Source organism: Limisphaera ngatamarikiensis (genome assembly GCF_011044775.1).
GTDB classification, from domain to species: Bacteria; Verrucomicrobiota; Verrucomicrobiia; order Limisphaerales; family Limisphaeraceae; genus Limisphaera; species Limisphaera ngatamarikiensis.
This window is the reverse complement of record NZ_JAAKYA010000082.1, coordinates 58,794-76,629: the sequence shown is the minus strand read 5'-3', so window position 1 is coordinate 76,629 and position 17,836 is coordinate 58,794. Positions and strand designations below refer to the sequence as shown.

Sequence of the window (17,836 nt, the reverse complement as noted above, 5' to 3'; positions counted from 1 at the left end):
TTTGTTTGTCCCACGACGCCGGCCGGCAACCTGAGAAACAACCGTATGAGCAGTCAGTCGATCGAATCCCAAACGGTGCAAACCAAAAAGGGCGAACTTGGCCCCATGATGACCGGTAGCGAAATCCTGGTGGCCGCCCTCGAACGCGAAGGCGTGGACACCATCTTCGCCTACCCGGGCGGCGCCAGCATGGAGGTCCACCAGGCCCTCACCCGGTCCAGGAAGATCCGTGTCTACCTGCCCCGCCACGAACAGGGCGGCGGCTTCGCCGCGGAAGGTTACGCCCGCGCCACCGGCCGCGCCGGCGTCGTCATGACCACCAGCGGCCCCGGCGCCACCAACCTCGTCACCGCCATCGCCGATGCCTACATGGACTCCGTGCCCCTGGTCGCCATCACCGGCCAGGTCAGCACCCACATGATCGGCCGCAGCGCCTTCCAGGAAACCGACATGTTCGGCATCACCCTGCCGATCGTCAAACACAGCTACCTGGTCACCGATGTCAACGACATCGCCCGCGTGGTCAAGGAAGCCTTCTACCTCGCCCAAACCGGCCGGCCCGGCCCGGTGGTGATCGACCTGCCCAAAAACGTCCAGCAGGCCCGCACCCAGCCGTTTTTCCCGGCCGAGGTCAGGTTCCGCGGGTACAACCCCTGTCCCAAGGCCTCCGACCTCGAACTCAACGAGATCATCGGACTCATCGAACAGTCCGAACGCCCCGTGCTCTACGTGGGCGGCGGTATCATCAGCGCCAACGCGGCCGCTGACCTGCGCGAATTCGCCGAACGCACCGGGATCCCCGTCACCACCACCCTCATGGGCATCGGCGCCTTCCCCGAAGACCACCCGCTGTCCCTCCGGTGGCTCGGCATGCACGGCGCCGCCTACGCCAACTGGGCCGTCAACGGCGAATACCTCCCCCGCAAAAACCCCAACGACCCCATGGTCAAGGTCAAGGACGGCGCCGACCTCCTCCTGGCCTTCGGCGTGCGCTTCGACGACCGCGTCACCGGCAAGGTCGAGGAGTTCTGTAAACACGGCACCATCGTCCACATCGACATCGACGCCGCCGAACACAACAAAAACAAACGGGCCCACCTGCCCGTCCACAGCGATATCGGCTACGCCCTGCGCCGGCTCAACGCCATGTTGCGCGAACGGCCCATCCAAAAACGGTTCGACGCCTGGCACGCCCAGATCGCCGAATGGAAACGCCGCGCGCCGTTCCGTTACCGCGTCACCGAGGAGGTCCTCAAATCCCAGCACATGCGGGATCACCTCCGCGGCATGGAAAGCGAGGTCATCCTGCCCCAAATGGTCATCGAAATGCTCTACGAACTCACCCGGGGCGAGGCCATCATCACCACCGGCGTCGGCCAGCACCAGATGTGGGCCGCCCAGTTCTACAAATACAAGGAACCCCGCCAATTCATCACCAGCGGCGGCCTCGGTGCCATGGGCTTCGGCTGGCCCGCCGCCCTCGGCATCAAAGTGGCCCGACCCGACCGCCAGGTGATCGACATCGACGGCGACGGGTCCTTCCTCATGAACGCCCAGGAACTGGCCATGGCCCACATCGAACACATCGCCGCCAAGGCCATCATCCTCAACAACCAGCACCTCGGCATGGTCGTGCAGTGGGAGGACAAATTCTACGGCGGCAACCGCGGACACACCTACCTCGGTGACCCCGAAAACCGTCACCAAATCTACCCCGACTACGTCCGCATGTGCGCCAGCTTCAACGTCAAATGCGAACGCGTGATGTACAAACGCGACCTGCGCGCCGCACTCCAGCGCATGCTCGACGCCGACGAACCCTACGTGCTCGACGTGGTTGTCCCCTACACCGAGCATGTGCTACCTTTCATACCGGCAGGCCGTACGGTCGCCGACATGATCTGGGAAGACTGAGCTTCCTCCCCACACAACGCCCCATACCACCACCCAAAAGACCGGGCCTTCCCCAGGGCCCGGTCTCCTTTTTTTCAAAACCCCGGCCGCCACCCGACCTCACAACCCCAATCCCCCTCAGTCCACCTCCAGCGCCTGGTCCAACCACTGCGCCAGGTGCTGCACCAGCGCCACGTCCTGCACCACCAACGTCGCACCCGCCTCCCGCGCCCGCTCCATCAGGTCCCCGACCCGCCCCCCACAAAACCCCAACACCGGCACATGCGAGGTGCCCGGATCCTGCCGGATCCGCCGCACCGCCTCCACCACGTTCCCCCGCGAACTTTCCAAATCCGCCAGCACCAACAGCGGTTTCCACGCCGCCGTCACCACCGGCAGATCCTCCACCGCCCCCACCGTCCGCACCTCATACCCCAGATCCTCCAGCCGGTTCACCAACTGCGTCCCCGGCAACAACCGCTCGTAAAACAACAGCAAACGTGGCTTCGTCACACCCACAGCTTGAAACCCCGACCGCCGATTGCAACGGCTTTCTTCCACCCACACCATCCAGCCGATCGGGAGGGCGTCCTCGCGGTCCGATGGGAGGGACCGCGTCCCCGCGGTCCGATGGGAGGGACGGCGTCCTCGCCGTCCGCGGGAATTGGCAGGCGCACGCAGGTTTTTGGTTTCACCACAGAGACACAGAGGACACAGAGAGGGGCGCGGTGTTCCGCCAAAGGCAAGGGAGGGACGGCGTCCTCGCGGTCCGCAAGAATTTCGCGGGCACGGAGGACCGTGCCCCTCCCGGGGATGATCGAATCGGGCGCAGAGGACTGCGCCCCTCCCGGGTGGTGGATCGGGAGGGACCGCGTCCCCGCGGTCCGCAAGAATTTCGCGGGCACGGAGGACCGTGCCCCTCCCGGGGATGATCGAATCGGGCACAGAGGACTGTGCCCCTCCCGGGTGGTGGATTGGGAGGGACCGCGTCCCCGCGGTCCGCAAGGATTGGCGGGCACACGCAGGTTTTTGGTTTCACCACGGAGACACGGAGGACACAGAGAGGGGTGTGGCGTTACGCCAGAGGCAAGGGAGGGACCACGTCCCCGCGGTCCGCAAGAACCTCGCGGGCACGGGGGACCGTGCGCCGCACATCCATCCAGCCTTCCCACAACTCTCCGTGTTTTGCCTCTGTGTCCTCTGTGCCTCTGTGGTTTTTCCCCTTCTCTGCGCCTCGGTGGTTCCAACCCGGGGCGGATGGTTCATTTCCGCTTGAACTTCCCCGCCGACCGCATACGGTGGCCCGCGTGTGGCAAACACACCGTGCCAGCCCGGTCGCCGGGGCCGCTGCCCCGACCGCGGCGGTTGAGTCCGTAACCGGGGCCGAGCACCCCCGCCAGGGCCTGACGCCCGTCGAGCGGGAGGTGGTGGACCTCTTCGTCCGCCTTTGCCGCCTGCTGGGTCAGCCGGCATCGTTCGGCCAGATCTACGGACTGCTCTTTGTCGCACCCCAACCGTTGACCATGGACGACCTGGTGGAGCGCCTCGGCATCAGCAAGGGCTCCGCCAGCCAGGGACTCCGATTCCTCCATGGCATCGGTGCGGTGCGCAAGGTGTTGCAGCCCGGCAACCGCCGAGCCCATTATGTGGCCGTGACCGAATTGCGGCGCCTGGCCGCCCGATTCCTCCGGGAACGAATCGAACCCAGGCTCCGCGACAGTGAGGTGCATCTGGACCGGATCAGTACCCTGATCCGAACCCTCCCCGGGACCGAGCGCGATCGCGTGGCCGACCGTGTCCGGCTGCTGCGCAGTTGGCATCGAAACGGCCGGCGCCTGTTGCCGGTGATCCAACGGATCCTGGGCGGGTGAACCGCGGGTCCGATCCGGCCGGCGCGTGCGTTCGACCCGCACCTGAAACGTAAACGGTGGTACCCAAACCCCGCACCGGGGCCGGTACCGATCAAGCGGCGCACAACGATCGCCGCACCCGATCCGTGTCGGGTACAAACCAGTTCGAGGGCCGAGTGGTCTTTGCCGGAAAATCCGGCAAAACGACCAAGGGCGGTAGCTTGTCCCCGTCACCAGCCACATTCGGCAACACCTTCCGTGTCCGATCTCTGCGCCCCTTGTGCCTGTCTGGTTGAATACAAGGCCGGGTGATCGCCGCTCTCTCCCGGTGGTTGAATCACGTTTCCTTGTTTGCGTGGTTACTCGCCGGGCGATGGCGCTGAACCGCCCCGCGCACAGCAGGATGCCCCATGCGGGCCGAAACCGATCGCGCCAAACTTGAAGCCCTGATGACCGCCCTCGGCCGCGCCGTGCACGGTCCGGGTCGGATCTACCTCGCCGGCGGCGCCACCGCCGTCTGGTACGGCTGGCGCCAAACCACGGTGGATGTGGACCTAAAACCCGACCCTGAACCCCCGGGATTGTTCGAAGCACTGGCCGAGCTGAAGGAGCGGCTCGACCTGAATATCGAACTGGCCGCGCCCGACCAGTTCCTGCCGGCCCTGCCCGGCTGGCGCGACCGATCCCTCTGGATCGCTCAACACGGTCCGATCCAGTTCTACCATTACGACCCCTACGCCCAGGCACTGGCCAAGCTGCATCGCCGTCACGAGCGGGACCTGCGCGACCTCGAAGCCATGCGCAGCCGGGGCTGGATTCAACCCGACCGGCTCCGGGAGCTGTTCCAACAGATCGAACCGGACCTGATCCGGCACCCCGGGATTGACGCCCCCACCCTGCGCCGCATCGTCCATGAGTACTGCAACCGTGCAGCTGGATGAACTTCGGGATCTGCCGGGTTTCGACCTCGTTCGGCAGGGTCTTGACGATTTGCGCGGGCGCCGTCCCACACCGGCAGCCTGGCTGTGTCAGATCGCCCGACCCCGCTTGCGCGAGGCCGGTCTCTGGCCCGAGGATCTGCAACCCCTTCCCGGCGAGGCCGAACTGGAACTCTATCGCCTGCTCCGCCACCAGGAACCCGACGCCTACGCCCGTTACAACGCCCTGCTGCGCGAGTTGGTCAGTTTCGAACAATGCCTGGATCACCGCCTCCGCCGCCGACTCGAAACCACAAGGGCCCAACGACCGTAAAAACCAACAGAATCCCGAAGAACACGGGAAAGACCCCGGAAATGTCTTACCGCGGAAACACGACAACATCTCTGTGTCCTCTGTGTCTCTGTGGTGAAACCAAAAACCTGCGTGTGCCCGACAAATTCTTGCGGACGGCGAGGACGCCGTCCCTCCCAGGCCGTTCATCAAACATCGTACCCTCTCCCTGCCCAATCTCTCTGATTTCCGTGAACCCGTGACGGGGAGGTAAACATCATGCAATTCATTGATCTCCAGGCCCAATACCGCGCGTACCGCGACGAAATCCACCGCCGCATCCAGGCCGTGCTCGACCACGGCCAGTTCATCCTCGGTCCCGAGGTGACCGAGCTCGAGACCGAACTGGCCCGGTACGTCGGCGTCCGTCACTGCATCACCGTCGCCAGCGGCACCGACAGCCTCGAAATCGCCCTCCGCGCCCTCGGCATCGGCCCCGGAGACGAGGTCGTCACCGTCCCCTTCACCTGGATCAGCACCGCCGAAACCATCGCCCTGGTCGGGGCCCGACCCGTCTTCGTGGACATCGAGCCGGACACGTACAACCTCAACCCCGACCTCCTCGAAGCCGCCATCACGCCCCGCACCCGCGCCCTCATGCCCGTCAGCCTGTTCGGTCAGATGCCCGACATCGAGCGGATCAACGAAATCGCCGCCCGACACGGCCTGCCGGTCATCGAGGATGCCGCCCAGAGTTTCGGTGCCACCCGTCACGGCCGCCGCAGTTGCGGCGTCACCACCATCGGCAGCACCAGCTTCTTCCCGGCCAAAACCCTGGGCTGTTACGGCGACGGCGGCGCGTTGTTCACCAACGACGATGCCCTGGCCACCCGCATGCGCGCCATTCGCAACCACGGCGGTCTCCAACGGCATCACCACACCCTCGTGGGCATGAACGGGCGGTTCGACACCCTCCAGGCGGCGGTAATCCTGGCCAAACTGCCCCACTTCGACGAGGAACTGCGTCGGCGCCGCCAGGTGGCCGCCCGGTACGACGCCGCCCTGCGCCCCTTGCTGGACCTCCCCCATGCCGTCCCTGTGGTCGCCCCGGGCAACACCCACGTCTACGCCCAGTACACCATCCGGGTGCGCGATCGCGATCAGGTGGCCGCGCGCATGAAGGAACAGGGCATTCCCACCGCGGTCTACTATCCCAAATGCCTGCACGAGCAACCCGTGTTCGCCGGGCTGGGTTATCGCCCCGGGGACTTCCCCGTGGCCGAACGCGCCGCGCGCGAGGTGCTCAGCCTCCCCATGCACCCCTTCCTGACCGAGGAGGATCAGGATCGGGTCATCGAGGCCCTCGCCCGCGCCCTCCGCAGCCCGTCCACACCGTCGTCCTGAGCTCCGCGGAGCTCATTAAACCACAGAGACACAGAGAACACAGAGGAAGAAACACAGAGGAAGAACACAGCGCTGCGGGAAGACCAAATGCCCGGGAGGGGCACGGTCCTCCGTGCCCGTTTCCGTCACCCCTCATCCATGGGAGGGGCACAGTCCCCTGTGCCCGTTTACCTCATCCCCGGGAGGGCCACAGTCCTCTGTGCCCGCCAAATTCTTGCGGACGGCGGGGACGCCGTCCCGCCCTTGCCTCTGGTGGAATACCGCACCCCTCTGTGTCCTCTGTGTCTCTGTGGTGAAACCAAACGGTGCCGATGCTTTGAAGGTGCTTTATGGATGCGACCAACGTCACCGTGGGATTGATCGGCGCGGGGTATTGGGGTCGGAACCTCGCGCGGTGTTTCCATCAACTGGGCGTGCTGCACACCATTTGCGATCCGGCGCCCCATCTGCTGGCGGGGTACCGCGAACAATATCCGGGCGTTCGACTCATGCCGGACGCCGCGACGGTGTGGGACGATCCCTCGATCACCGCGGTGGCCATTGCCGCCCCTGCGGCGTTGCATTTCGAGCTGGCCCGTCGCGCGCTCGAAGCCGGCAAGGACGTGTTCGTCGAAAAACCGCTGTGCCTGCGCCTGGACGAGGGCCGGCAACTGATCGAACTGGCGGCCGCGCGCAACCGGATCCTCATGGTCGGTCACCTGCTCCAGTACCATCCCTGCATCCAAAAGCTGCGGGAACTGGTTCGGGACGGTGTCCTGGGCCGTTTGCATTACATCACCTCCAACCGGCTCAACCTGGGCAAGTTCCGTCGGGAGGAGAATGCCCTCTGGAGTTTCGCCCCGCACGACCTGTCGGTCATCCTCGCCCTGGCCGGTCACCGGTTGCCGTGCCGGGTCCGTTGCACCGGGGAATCGTATCTCAACCATGGCGTGGCCGACACCACCCTCACCACCCTGCGATTCGACCAACACCTTTGCGCCCACGTTTATGTCAGCTGGCTGAACCCATTCAAGGAACAGAAGCTGACCGTGGTGGGGTCGGACGGCATGGCCGTGTTCGACGACACCCGGCCCTGGCCCGAGAAACTGATCCTGTACCGGCAATATCTCAAATGGGCGGATGGACAGGTCCCCACCCCCAGCCGGTCGGCGGGCGAACTTGTACCGGTGACGGAGGGCGAACCGCTGGCCCTGGAATGCCGGCATTTCCTCGAGTGCTGCCGCCGCCGACAACCCCCGCTGACCGACGGCCACGAGGGCCTGCGGGTCCTGTCAGTGCTGGACGCGGCGCAACGGAGCTTGGACCGCGATGGAGAGGCCACCGAACCCCGGCCGGTGACCGGTCCCGACGCCGGCGGTGCGGCGCCCCCGGCGGTTGCGGCGGCTGGAGCCGTTGCCCCGGTGGCGGGGTCAAACGGCGTGTTCATTCATCCGACGGCCGTGGTGGATCCCGGGGCACAGATCGGGTCGGGCACCCGGATCTGGCACTTCACGCATGTTTGTGCCGGGGCACGGATTGGCAACAACTGCGTCCTGGGCCAGAACTGTTTCGTGGCCGACGGGGTGGTGCTGGGCAACAATGTCAAGGTCCAGAACAACGTGTCGCTCTACACGGGTGTTGTGGTGGAGGACGACGTGTTCCTGGGACCCTCCTGTGTCCTGACCAACGTGACGAACCCGAGGGCGCAGGTGAATCGTCACGCACTGTATGAAAAGACGGTGATCCGGCGCGGCGCAACCGTGGGAGCGAATGCCACCATCGTTTGCGGGGTTACGATCGGCCGGTACGCCTTCATTGCCGCCGGCGCGGTGGTGACCCGGGACGTGCCCGACTACGCGCTCATGGTTGGGGTGCCCGCCCGGCAACGCGGATGGATGAGCCGACATGGTCATCCCCTGCCGACACCGGATGCGGAGGGGGTGATGCGGTGTCCGGAGACCGGTTTCCGGTATCGGGAGGTTGCGCCCGGCCGGTTGCAATGTCTGGATTTGGACGAGGAGGCGCCGTTACCGCCGGACCTGCGTGCCGGCCGACGCCCGTACCGTGAGTTCAACCCCTGAACCCACCCCACCCCGCCCGTGAAACCGCAGAAACCCTTGGGAGGGGCGCAGTCCCCTGCGCCTGCCAACTCTTGCGGACGGCGGGGACGCCGCCCTCCCATGCCGTTCGTGGAACACCGCACCCCTCTGTGTCCTCTGTGTCTCTGTGATGAAACCAAAAACCTGCTTGCGCCCGCCAATTCTTGCGGACGGCGAGGACGCCGTCCCTCCCTTGCCTTTGGCCGGACACCACACCCCCTCTGTGTCCTCTGTGTCTCTGTGGTGAAACCAAAAACCTGCATGTGCCCGCCAACTCTTGCGGACGGCGGGGACGCCGTCCCTCCCGTGCCTTTGACGGAACACCGTATTTCCCTCTGTGTCCTCTGTGTCTCTGTGGTGAAACCAAAAACCTGCGTGTGCCCGCCAATGGTCACGGACCGCGAGGACGCGGTCCCTCCCAATCCACCACCCGGGAGGGGCACGGTCCCCTGCGCCGGCTAAAGCGGATTGAAAAGGCTCGCTGGAACGCACTCACCCCATGAACACCCTTCGCCGCCTGGCCCAAAGCCCCTTCCTCCGGGGGGCTTAAGCTCTGGCGACAGTGCATCGGGCGCAGAACATGGATGAACCACGGACGCTCTCGGGCATTCTCGAGGGGCTGCGCCGGGTGAGCGGCTGGCTACCAGTGGTGTTGCCGCTGCATCCCAGGGCCATAAATGTCGTGGAACGCAACGGTCTGCAAACGGACGGCCTCCGCCTGTTGGATCCCCTCTCCTACCTCGACCATGCTTGTCTTGAAGAAGCATGCGGCCTGATCTTGAGCGACTCTGGCGCCGTGCAGAAGGAGGCTTGGTGGTTGGGCGTTCCCTCCGTGACCCTGCGTGAGGAAATCGAATGGGTAGACACCATACAAGCGGGTGCGAATCGCCTCGCGGGCGCTGACCCCGACCGAATCGTGGAAGCAGTCGGCCATTGTTTGACCCCGGCGGCAGCAGCACCATTGGCCCTCCAACCCTGCCGCCTCCACCAGGATCATGAACCTACTACCGGACCGCGCGGTTTTGGCAACCGGCTGAAACGCAGGTTGTTCTGGAGCGGACTCTCCCATCGCGTCCCTTGCAGCTCCATCCACCATGCCGCCCCACGAAGAGGCCGCCCCATGCATGTCGCGGACAAAGAGCAAACCTGAATCTGCCGGGATGACGTCGGGATGTCCCGCCGACGCCACCGCGGATCGGCCGTGGTGGTTCCCCAGCAAACTAGATACGCTTGCAGACAGAAGACCCGTGGCCCTTGCGCGCCTAACGTCGAGTCCGTTGGTCCGGCCGCTTGTTGAGCGTGTGCGACGGAGCCCTTTCTTGAAGGGCGTTCTCTCCATTGCTGGCGGCACGGCCATTGCCCAGGCGATCACCGTCCTTACGGCTCCCATTTTGACGCGCTTGTACACTCCGGAGCAGATGGGCGTCTGGGGATTGTTCCTCAGCTTTGTTGGTGTAGCCTCCATTGCCGCCACACTGCGTTATGAACTGGCCATTGTTGCCGCCAACTCCGATGCGGATGCCAACGCCCTGACCAAATCCTGTCTAATACTCACTGCAGCCTGCGCACCGGTGAGTGCTCTCGTCCTCGAAGCGATGAGAAGGGCGGGCTCATTCCACTACTCCGACCTCCCCAGTTGGGCGCCTGCCTGCGCAGCAATAGCTGTATTTGGATCCGCCTGCGGGAGTACGCTCAGATTTTATGCCGCCCGCCTCTCGGCCTTTACTCTAGTGGGCCGCTTCACGGTCCTTCAGGCCGTTGCCCGGCCGGCCCTTCAGGTGCTTCTCTCTCCCCTCGGCACCCTCGGCCTGTTGGGGGGCGAGGCCGCCGGCAGATGTATCGGCCTTTCAGCTTACAGAAAGCACCTTGCCAACCTGCGCCATACCACGTCCTTGACCCGAACGCTCGTGATCTACAGGCAGTTCCCACTCATCCAACTACCCTCCTCACTGCTAAGCACGGCAGCCTTACTGGCACAGGTCCCGGTGTTTGCTTCGATCTATGGAACGCAAATCGCCGGGTATCTAGCACTATCACAGCGGGTCGTTGCGATGCCCGTTGCACTCCTTGGCTCTGCCATCGCCGATGTCTTTTACGCCCGCGCAGGAGACCTCGCGCGCACTGAGCCCGCCCTTCTACGGCGCTACGTCCTCCGCACGGCAGCCCACCTGCTCCTCCTGATTCTACCGCTGGCAGCAGCCCTCCTTATCGCTGGTCCACACTTGGTCGCGGCGATCTTCGGGGACGCTTGGGCCCCATCGGGCCAGATCCTGTGCATCTTTGCGCCGCTCATGGTCGCGCAGTTCACCGTAAGCTCCGTGAGTCGCGCGATCTACTTGACCCAGAAACAGCACTTTCGTCTGCTCTATGACATTGCGGCTTTGTGCGCTCAGTTTCTGATTCTCCTGATAAGGCCCGAAGACTGGCGGACTGCTGTCTATATCCTATCGTATTCAGGAACGGTATTGTACGTTCTCTTCTTCGTCCTTCTACTGCATACGCTTGAACCGCAGGCTATCCGCAGAGCAACTACGGCCTCCAACCCGTAACCATGCCGCGGCAAACCAAAGCAGTGAGTAACCCTGTCGTCGAAAATGAGGTAAAACATTTTGCGCTCCGTGTATTTTTAAGCCCCTTCTGGCTCGCGGTAGTCGCACGCCGAAAAGTTTGCGCGCTTGCCAACCTCCCGCAGCGCACCTCAAAATTGCTTTTATGAGGACCACACCGACGTGTCCCACAAGCGTACCACCTCGCTCTCGGTGGTGGACTCGCCCCTTTCGCCTCCTATCCAGGCTCACGGACCCCGTGCCCATCAACCTCTGGATTGTGAACGTGTTCTTCCAGCGGATTCTGCAGATCAACGGCAGCATACCATGGCAGGTCCATTTCACATCACGCGTAACGGGCAACATCACAATAGGCCGCAACGTGTGGAAGTCCTTCGCCCTTAGCGGCGGATGTTACATTCAGGGGATCAACGGCGTGGAGATCGGCGACGACACTATCTTTGCACCAGGGGTCAAAATCATCTCAGCCAACCATGATCCCCGAGACTACTCCCGCTGGATCCCTGCGCCCCCGATTCGCATAGGCAAGCGTTGCTGGATTGGCGCCAACGCGGTGATCCTGCCCGGTGTTCAGCTGGGCGACGATGTTATAGTCGGCGCCGGTGCCGTGGTCACCAAAAGCTTCCCATCGGGCAGCGTGTTGGTTGGGGTCCCCGCCCGTCCTCTCGAGCGTGGCACGGCTGTCACGATTCGAGCTTCCGGTTGATCACCACGTGACTTCCGAGGGCGCCATAGCCATTTCTCAACGGTTCCGACTTTCAAAATGACCGCTGGAGAACCGCACTTCCGAAACGCGCCTGAGGAACTAGCGCAGGAGGATAAGTAGGGCCGCGACTAAACGATCAACGGAAGCCGAACATGCTGGGAAGAAGGTCCATTGGGCGTCTGAGAACAACGCACTGGGGTCAAGGCGCCCTGAATCGTTGCCCAGATGATCGTGGGCTCGGTGAGTCGGGGGATTTTCTTATCAAAACAGGCCTGGCTGAAGTTTGTGTACGACCTGGCCGCCCTGGCTGTTTACACCTTCCCCTTCTACCTCCAGGGCCAAGGGCAAGCCATCTGGGTTTTGGGGTTGATTTCCTGGCTTAATGTCGTTGTTTACGTTCTTTACATGCTGGTCCTGATTTGGACCACAAGCCCGAAGACATTGTGGGGTTACCAGGACCTGGGTTGTTGCCCCAAATCGGAAACCCCGACTGAGGAGGTCTCGTGAAGGTGGTGAGCGTTGTCGGTGCCCGCCCCCAGTTCATCAAGGCGGCGGCGGTTTCCCGGGTCCTCCGGGCCGAGCCGGGGGTCCGGGAGGTGCTGGTCCATACCGGCCAGCACTACGACGACAATATGAGCCGGGTCTTCTTTGAGGAGCTGGAGATCCCCGAGCCCGATTATCACCTGGGCATCGGAGGCGGCACCCACGGACAGAACACGGGCCGGATGCTGGAGGCCATTGAGGAGGTGCTCCTCCAGGAAAAGCCCGACTGGGTGCTGGTCTACGGCGACACCGACAGCACCCTCGCCGGGGCCCTGGCGGCGGTAAAGCTCCACATCCCCGTGGCCCACGTGGAGGCGGGCCTGCGCTCCTTCAACCGCAGGATGCCGGAGGAGATCAACCGGGTGCTCACGGACCACGCCGCCGACCTCCTCTTTGCCCCTACCGAGACGGCGGTGAAGAACCTTCTCCGGGAGGGCATCCCGGAGGATAGAATCCACCTGGTGGGCGACGTGATGTACGACGCCGCCCTCTACTACGGGGCCAGGGCCGAGCGGGAAAGCCGGATCCTCGAGCGCCTGGGGCTCCACCCCAAGGGCTACGCTCTGGCCACCGTGCACCGGGCCGAGAACACCGATGATCCCGAGCGGCTTGGGGCCATCCTCGAGGCCCTGGCCGAGGTCCACCGTGAGCTTCCCGTGGTCTTCCCCGTGCACCCCAGGACCCGGAAACGGGTCGAGGCCTTCGGGCTCGGGGGCTACCTGGAGCGGGTGCTGGCCCTGGAGCCCGTGGGCTACCTGGACATGGTGATGCTGGAGAAGAACGCCCGCCTCATCGCCACCGACTCCGGTGGGGTGCAAAAGGAGGCCTTCTTCTATCGGGTGCCCTGTGTCACCCTGCGAGAGGAAACGGAGTGGCTTGAGCTCGTGGAGCTGGGGTGGAACCGCCTGTGTCCTCCCTGCGATCCTGAAGCCATCGTTTCTTGCATTTGGTCCCCGGCTCGCTCCACCCATGCTTGTCCTCTAGGCGCTGAGCTCTAAGGCAGTGCCCAGGCCTCAAAGCCGATGCTGGTCACGCTGCATGCCGAAGCTTCGAGAGCTTGACGGATTATATTGCAATCCCTGTTCCACTTCATTTTCCCCTACAGGCTTGGCTCCGGCGTGTTTGCCAACCCATCGTGCGCGCTTATCGCCCCCTTTCGGAGAAATGTACGAGCCCCACGAGCCTCCGGGAATCGCCCCCGAGGGTCTGATCGATGTCCGCATTCTAAGGGCCTTCGTGGGCGAGTGTAGCCAACGCGTCTTGTGTCAGGGACTGCACCGCAGAGCGCCGTGCCTGAAGGATTGCCCCTTTCGCCGGTGCAACCCGGTAGTGTCTTCAGCAAGCAATTTCGTCGCCGTCCGCACCCGACCATCGTCCGCCTATTCTCTACCTCTTGCGTTGAATGTACACGCCAAGGCCCAGCGTCGTGCGACGTCCCTTTCGTGTCGCACATGCGCAGACAGTCCCAACCTGCACCGCTTTCCAGCAGCCGGAGTTTGCACTGTGTCGTCTTCTTACGCGCGCACCCGTTTCCACACGGCCACCAAAGCGGACAATGCGTCCTCCAGACAACCTGGACTCCATGCCCACGTTCGCACTTTCTGACTAACCACCGCCCCGTCGAGGCGATGGTCACAGGATTACTGGAGGTCCCAATCCGGCGCATGACAATGAGCAGCTCTGCCTCCACTGAACGCCTCTGAACACTCAGTAAAAGCCCCGAATGCAGAGTCCACTAGCACGCTACGTAGCTTTATGAGCCGCATTATCCTCATAGCATCTTGGTCTGGCGCACCAAAGGATGGTCGTCGTCTTCGCCACTACTTCCTGCTGCGGGAATTGGCGACGCAATACGGGTGGCAGGCCACCCTGGTCGCGGAGAATACCCGACTCGCGTGGGCACGCCTGACCCTCGAACACGAGGGTCTCGAAGTACTCTACCTTCCTGCCCTGCCTGTGCTCGGCTCGGCAGGCGGCCTGCTTCGCCCCATCATTCGAGCCATCAACATGGTTTTATTCCTTCTCACCATTCTGCCCACTTTTGTTCTGCGCGGCTTGCTCAGGCACCCGGCGGTGTTTTGGGGTAGCTCTCCTCACCCCGCAAACGCCGTCGCCGCCTTCATCTTTTCCGCGCTCACCCGCCAGCCATTCATATACGAGGTTCGCGATCCGTGGCCGGAACTGCTGAGTGAGCTTGGATACACCAAGCCCAACAGCCTGGCATACCGAATCCTGGTCGCCCTCGACGCTTTCCTCAAGCGGCGAGCAGCCCTGGTCATTGGCGTGACACCTGCCTGCCTGGCGCGGTCACCTGACGAACGACCGCGCATGATCATCCCGCAGACACTACCCAATGACGCGATTGCTCGCTACGGGAACCTTAAGAGCCAGCTCAAACCTCGCGTAGCAATACGCCAGCTTTATTGCGGAGGAGGCATCGGGAAGGCCCATGGAATCTCCACCCTACTCGATGCACTCCAGCTCCTCCGATCCCGTAAGCCACAGCTCTCATTTACCCTCCTCCTCCGATGTCAGGCAGGGACTATACCACCCCTGCGCGAGGCCATACATCAGCGCGACCTTTTTGCCCATGTACGGCTTGAACCACTGGTTGACTACGAGACGCACCTCCTAGACCTTGCGCTGAGCGGCTATGCGTTGCTGCATCTCGATTCTTTGCCCAGCCTGCGCACCGGCATAAGTAGCAACAAACTGTTGGACGCCTTCCTCGTTGGCACGCCTGTGATCCTCGCCGCTGATGCTGAGAATAATGTTGTCGAGAGGTCGGGAGCCGGCTTCATTTGTAGGCCAGGCCGTCCCGATGAGCTCGCAGAGGTTCTTGCAAGGGCGCTAACCCTTCCGGACGATGCTTACTGGAACCTGGTAGACAGAGCATTGGCGTTCCGGGATCAGCATCTTGTCATGAAGCCATATACCGACTCGCTCCATGAACACCTGCGCAGCATTTCTGGAATGCCGTCGACCATGTCCGGGTTTTCAACGCGGGAAGACAAACGTTCAGCCTCATAACCCAGGCGAGCATGCCATGAACATTTCGCTGTTGCTGTTAATATTCTCGATCCTTTTGAGCCCTGTGTATCTGTGGCCGAGTGGTCTACCGCAGCTTTCCCACGTTGTTGCACTGATCCCCGTCGCAAGCCTCTGCCTTCGCGGGGCAGCCTTGAAGCTGTCACCATCGCAACACGGGCTCCTTTTTGCGCTCTACGCCCTGACGGTGAATATCATTGTCTTTGTGTTCCATCGAGACCCGAAGTCCTTGTACTCTGCAGCCTATTACGTTTTTAACTGGGGGGTTTGGTGCGCTGTTGTTGCCGGTGCTATGTCCACCTCGGGTGACCGATTTTTGCGGGGCGTCCGGCTTGCCCTATGGGCGGGATTGCTGGTTCAGCTACTGGTAATTGTTACCGGTGTGTGGAGCAAATTCAAAGAGCAACGACCCACGGGCACCTTCAACGATCCGAATCAGTTGTCGCACTGGGTGGTCTGGGCCGTCGCGTTTCTCATGGCAGAGGCGTGGCTCCTACGACGACGCCTTACGGATGGTGCGTTGGCACTCATGCTGGGGGGAACTTTGGTCTTCCTTTCGGGATCAAGGTCTGGCACCCTGGGGATCCTGGTAGCTTTGCTCGCTTACGCCCTTCTGGTAATTTCGAGCATTCGAGGGGAAAGGACGATGTTTCGACTGTATGGGGCAGCGGTTGCCGCAGTCGTGATTACGATCATTGGACTGCTGTGGAGCGACACTCTCAGGGCTGCGTTAGCGGCATATTCCCACAATGCTGTGGAACGCCTTTTGGCCACTGATGTCACGTTCGAGCTGGAGGCAAGGGGCTACGACCGCTTGTACAAGTTCCCGCAGTGGATTGTGACGGGCTCCGGGGAGGGAGCCGGATGGCGGTGGTTCATGAAGTGTTGGTACACTGCCGAGATCCATTCCACGCCGGCAAACCTGCTTTTTGCGTATGGGATCCCCGGCACAATCCTTTTCGGACTCTTCTGGTTCTTGCAATGGAGATCGCTGCCCGGAGTCGCAATCAAGCTGCTCGCGCTGGCACCGTTTGCGTACAGTATCGGCACGTACAGCTTGCGCAACTGGTCTGTCTGGATCGGAATGGCCCTGTTCTATGGCTTGAGCCTCCGCGTACGAGGAGGCGCCGTGCTTGAGCCGCCCGCAGCGGTTCCCCGGCGGGGTCTCGCCAAGCCCGCCCGCGCTTTGAGGCCCGGGCGCCCGGCCGCGCATGCTTCGAGGGAGTCGCGTTAAGCACTCGGCAGCACCGACCATGAACCTGGCCTACATGATCACTCGCACGCAGGCCGGAGGTGCCCAGGTGCATCTTTTGGACCTGGTCACCGGGTTTCGGCGTGCGGCAACGATCACCGTCCTGGCAGGCTCCGAGGATGGAGAGGGCCACCTCGGTGCGGCATCAAAAGAGCTCGGCATTCGGTTCGAAATGCTCACGCGGCTGCGGCAACCGATTCGTCCCGCCGCAGACCTAGCCGCGTTTTTCGAGTGCCGCAGGATTCTCCGCCGGATCCGGCCCGACCTCCTGCACTGCCATTCCTCCAAGGCGGGAGTGATCGGTCGGCTGGCCGCCCGGTCGCTTCAAATCCCGACCATCTTTACGGCGCACGGATTTGCCTTCTCCCCTGGTGTGCCGCCCGCCCGGCGGTTGGTCGCCCTGATGATGGAGGCTCTCGGAGGGCGGGTGGGAGACGCAATCATCGCCGTTTCGAATTATGACAAGGAACTGGCCGTGCGGCACCGCGTGGCCAGCCCGGAAAGAATTCGTTTGGTGCACAATGGCGTGCCGGACGTGGCCGAGCGAGCCTCTCCGGATCGCTCCCCTCCCAAGGTCATTATGGTGGGGCGCTTTGCGCGCCAAAAGGACCAGGCGCTTCTGATTCGTGCGTTGGCTCCCCTGCAGGCACTGCCGTGGGAGTGCACGTTCGTGGGCGAAGGCCCAACGGAGGTCTCCTGCCGTGCCCTGGCAAAGGCCCTGGGGCTGGAACCGCGCATGCATTTTCTCGGTACCCGAGGGGATGTGCCCCGTCTTCTGGCCGAGCATCAGGTTCTTGTGCTGGCCAGCAACTGGGAAGGGCTGCCACTGAGCGTTCTCGAAGCCATGCGTGCTGGTCTGCCGGTGGTGGCCTCCGACGTGGGGGGCACCCGCGAGGCCGTCGTGGACGGGGAAACGGGTTATCTGGTGCCGCGCGGGGATGTTGAGGCATTGAAGGACCGGCTGGAACGGCTGCTTGGCGATCCGGATTTGAGAAAACGAATGGGGCTGGCCGGGCGCACCCGCTACGAGCGCCATTTTACGGTTGAGTTGATGTTGCGAGGTACATGGGAAGTCTATCGCGAAGTGCTGGGGGCCCGCGGGAAACAGCTCCCGACATGGGAAGAGCTGAGCCGGGGTCGGCCATCCGTCTCGCAGCATTGCTAGCTCCTCGGGCGAGATCCTGAGAACGTAAGGGCCAAATGGGCTGACTTTCCAGTTGCCCGGGGCGAGGCGGCTGCGGTAGAAGGGCCAGGAGGGAGGTCGAGGCCGGAAGTCGGGTCGGAGG

General features: G+C 63.1%; 15 protein-coding genes. 14 read left to right on the top strand and 1 reads right to left on the bottom strand.

Translation table 11 applies throughout. The features are described from left to right. Positions 1-45: 45 nt before the first annotated feature. Positions 46-1,914: a biosynthetic-type acetolactate synthase large subunit gene (ilvB, locus tag G4L39_RS12405; RefSeq protein WP_205880998.1), complete on the top strand. Its 1,869-nt coding sequence runs from the start codon at positions 46-48 to the stop codon at positions 1,912-1,914. 117 nt (positions 1,915-2,031) lie between these two features. On the opposite strand, the gene G4L39_RS12400 is transcribed toward ilvB, so the two are convergent. Then, complete coding sequence (locus tag G4L39_RS12400; protein WP_165108526.1) at positions 2,032-2,406, bottom strand: response regulator; 375 nt, start codon at positions 2,404-2,406, stop codon at positions 2,032-2,034. 794 nt (positions 2,407-3,200) lie between these two features. Here G4L39_RS12400 and G4L39_RS12395 point away from each other — a divergent pair. From G4L39_RS12395 to G4L39_RS12335, 13 genes are all read left to right on the top strand, one after another. Further along, on the top strand, positions 3,201-3,764 hold the full coding sequence (locus G4L39_RS12395; protein ID WP_165108524.1) for a GbsR/MarR family transcriptional regulator: 564 nt from the start codon (positions 3,201-3,203) through the stop codon (positions 3,762-3,764). Between the two features lie 389 nt (positions 3,765-4,153). Beyond that, positions 4,154-4,684, top strand: coding sequence for a DUF6036 family nucleotidyltransferase (locus tag G4L39_RS12390; RefSeq protein ID WP_165108522.1), 531 nt, complete (start codon positions 4,154-4,156; stop codon positions 4,682-4,684). After that, positions 4,656-4,994, top strand: a complete 339-nt coding sequence (locus G4L39_RS12385; protein WP_205880997.1) for a hypothetical protein — start codon at positions 4,656-4,658, stop codon at positions 4,992-4,994. The genes G4L39_RS12390 and G4L39_RS12385 overlap by 29 nt, the downstream gene beginning before the upstream one ends. Positions 4,995-5,231: 237 nt before the next feature. Then, positions 5,232-6,356 carry a DegT/DnrJ/EryC1/StrS family aminotransferase gene (locus tag G4L39_RS12380; protein ID WP_165108520.1) on the top strand — a complete coding sequence of 375 codons (1,125 nt, stop codon included), beginning with the start codon at positions 5,232-5,234 and terminating at the stop codon, positions 6,354-6,356. A 329-nt stretch (positions 6,357-6,685) separates the two neighbouring features. Then, entirely contained in the window at positions 6,686-8,416 is a 1,731-nt protein-coding gene (locus G4L39_RS15490; protein WP_165108518.1) for a Gfo/Idh/MocA family oxidoreductase, read from the top strand. Between the two features lie 580 nt (positions 8,417-8,996). After that, positions 8,997-9,584 (top strand): UDP-N-acetylglucosamine 2-epimerase, encoded by a 588-nt coding sequence (locus tag G4L39_RS12370; protein ID WP_165108516.1) that lies wholly within the window; start codon positions 8,997-8,999, stop codon positions 9,582-9,584. 169 nt (positions 9,585-9,753) lie between these two features. Further along, entirely contained in the window at positions 9,754-10,983 is a 1,230-nt protein-coding gene (locus tag G4L39_RS12365; RefSeq protein WP_165108514.1) for a lipopolysaccharide biosynthesis protein, read from the top strand. Between the two features lie 256 nt (positions 10,984-11,239). Continuing rightward, the gene (locus G4L39_RS12360) at positions 11,240-11,707 is read left to right on the top strand and encodes a DapH/DapD/GlmU-related protein (protein WP_165108512.1); all 468 of its coding nucleotides are present in this window, start codon (positions 11,240-11,242) and stop codon (positions 11,705-11,707) included. Between the two features lie 225 nt (positions 11,708-11,932). Next, a complete protein-coding gene (locus G4L39_RS12355; protein ID WP_165108510.1) occupies positions 11,933-12,214 on the top strand; it encodes a hypothetical protein in 282 nt (93 codons plus the stop codon). Beyond that, a complete protein-coding gene (gene wecB / locus G4L39_RS12350) occupies positions 12,211-13,248 on the top strand; it encodes a non-hydrolyzing UDP-N-acetylglucosamine 2-epimerase (RefSeq protein WP_165108508.1) in 1,038 nt (345 codons plus the stop codon). Before G4L39_RS12355 ends, wecB begins: the two co-directional genes overlap by 4 nt. 757 nt (positions 13,249-14,005) lie before the next feature. Continuing rightward, complete coding sequence (locus G4L39_RS12345; protein ID WP_165108506.1) at positions 14,006-15,280, top strand: glycosyltransferase; 1,275 nt, start codon at positions 14,006-14,008, stop codon at positions 15,278-15,280. A gap of 16 nt (positions 15,281-15,296) precedes the next feature. Beyond that, positions 15,297-16,532 (top strand): O-antigen ligase family protein, encoded by a 1,236-nt coding sequence (locus G4L39_RS12340; RefSeq protein WP_165108504.1) that lies wholly within the window; start codon positions 15,297-15,299, stop codon positions 16,530-16,532. 19 nt (positions 16,533-16,551) lie between these two features. Further along, positions 16,552-17,715 carry a glycosyltransferase family 4 protein gene (locus tag G4L39_RS12335; protein WP_165108502.1) on the top strand — a complete coding sequence of 388 codons (1,164 nt, stop codon included), beginning with the start codon at positions 16,552-16,554 and terminating at the stop codon, positions 17,713-17,715. Positions 17,716-17,836: the final 121 nt, after the last annotated feature.

Excerpts from the sequence above, each read along its gene's own strand:
- G4L39_RS12345 (WP_165108506.1), top strand. The coding sequence starts at position 14,006 with ATGAGCCGCATTATCCTCATAGCATCTTGGTCTGGCGCACCAAAGGAT.
- G4L39_RS12340 (WP_165108504.1), top strand. The coding sequence starts at position 15,297 with ATGAACATTTCGCTGTTGCTGTTAATATTCTCGATCCTTTTGAGCCCT.
- ilvB (WP_205880998.1), top strand. The coding sequence starts at position 46 with ATGAGCAGTCAGTCGATCGAATCCCAAACGGTGCAAACCAAAAAGGGC.
- G4L39_RS12355 (WP_165108510.1), top strand. The coding sequence starts at position 11,933 with ATGATCGTGGGCTCGGTGAGTCGGGGGATTTTCTTATCAAAACAGGCC.
- G4L39_RS12385 (WP_205880997.1), top strand. The coding sequence starts at position 4,656 with ATGAGTACTGCAACCGTGCAGCTGGATGAACTTCGGGATCTGCCGGGT.
- G4L39_RS12380 (WP_165108520.1), top strand. The coding sequence starts at position 5,232 with ATGCAATTCATTGATCTCCAGGCCCAATACCGCGCGTACCGCGACGAA.
- G4L39_RS12390 (WP_165108522.1), top strand. The coding sequence starts at position 4,154 with ATGCGGGCCGAAACCGATCGCGCCAAACTTGAAGCCCTGATGACCGCC.
- G4L39_RS15490 (WP_165108518.1), top strand. The coding sequence starts at position 6,686 with ATGGATGCGACCAACGTCACCGTGGGATTGATCGGCGCGGGGTATTGG.
- G4L39_RS12335 (WP_165108502.1), top strand. The coding sequence starts at position 16,552 with ATGAACCTGGCCTACATGATCACTCGCACGCAGGCCGGAGGTGCCCAG.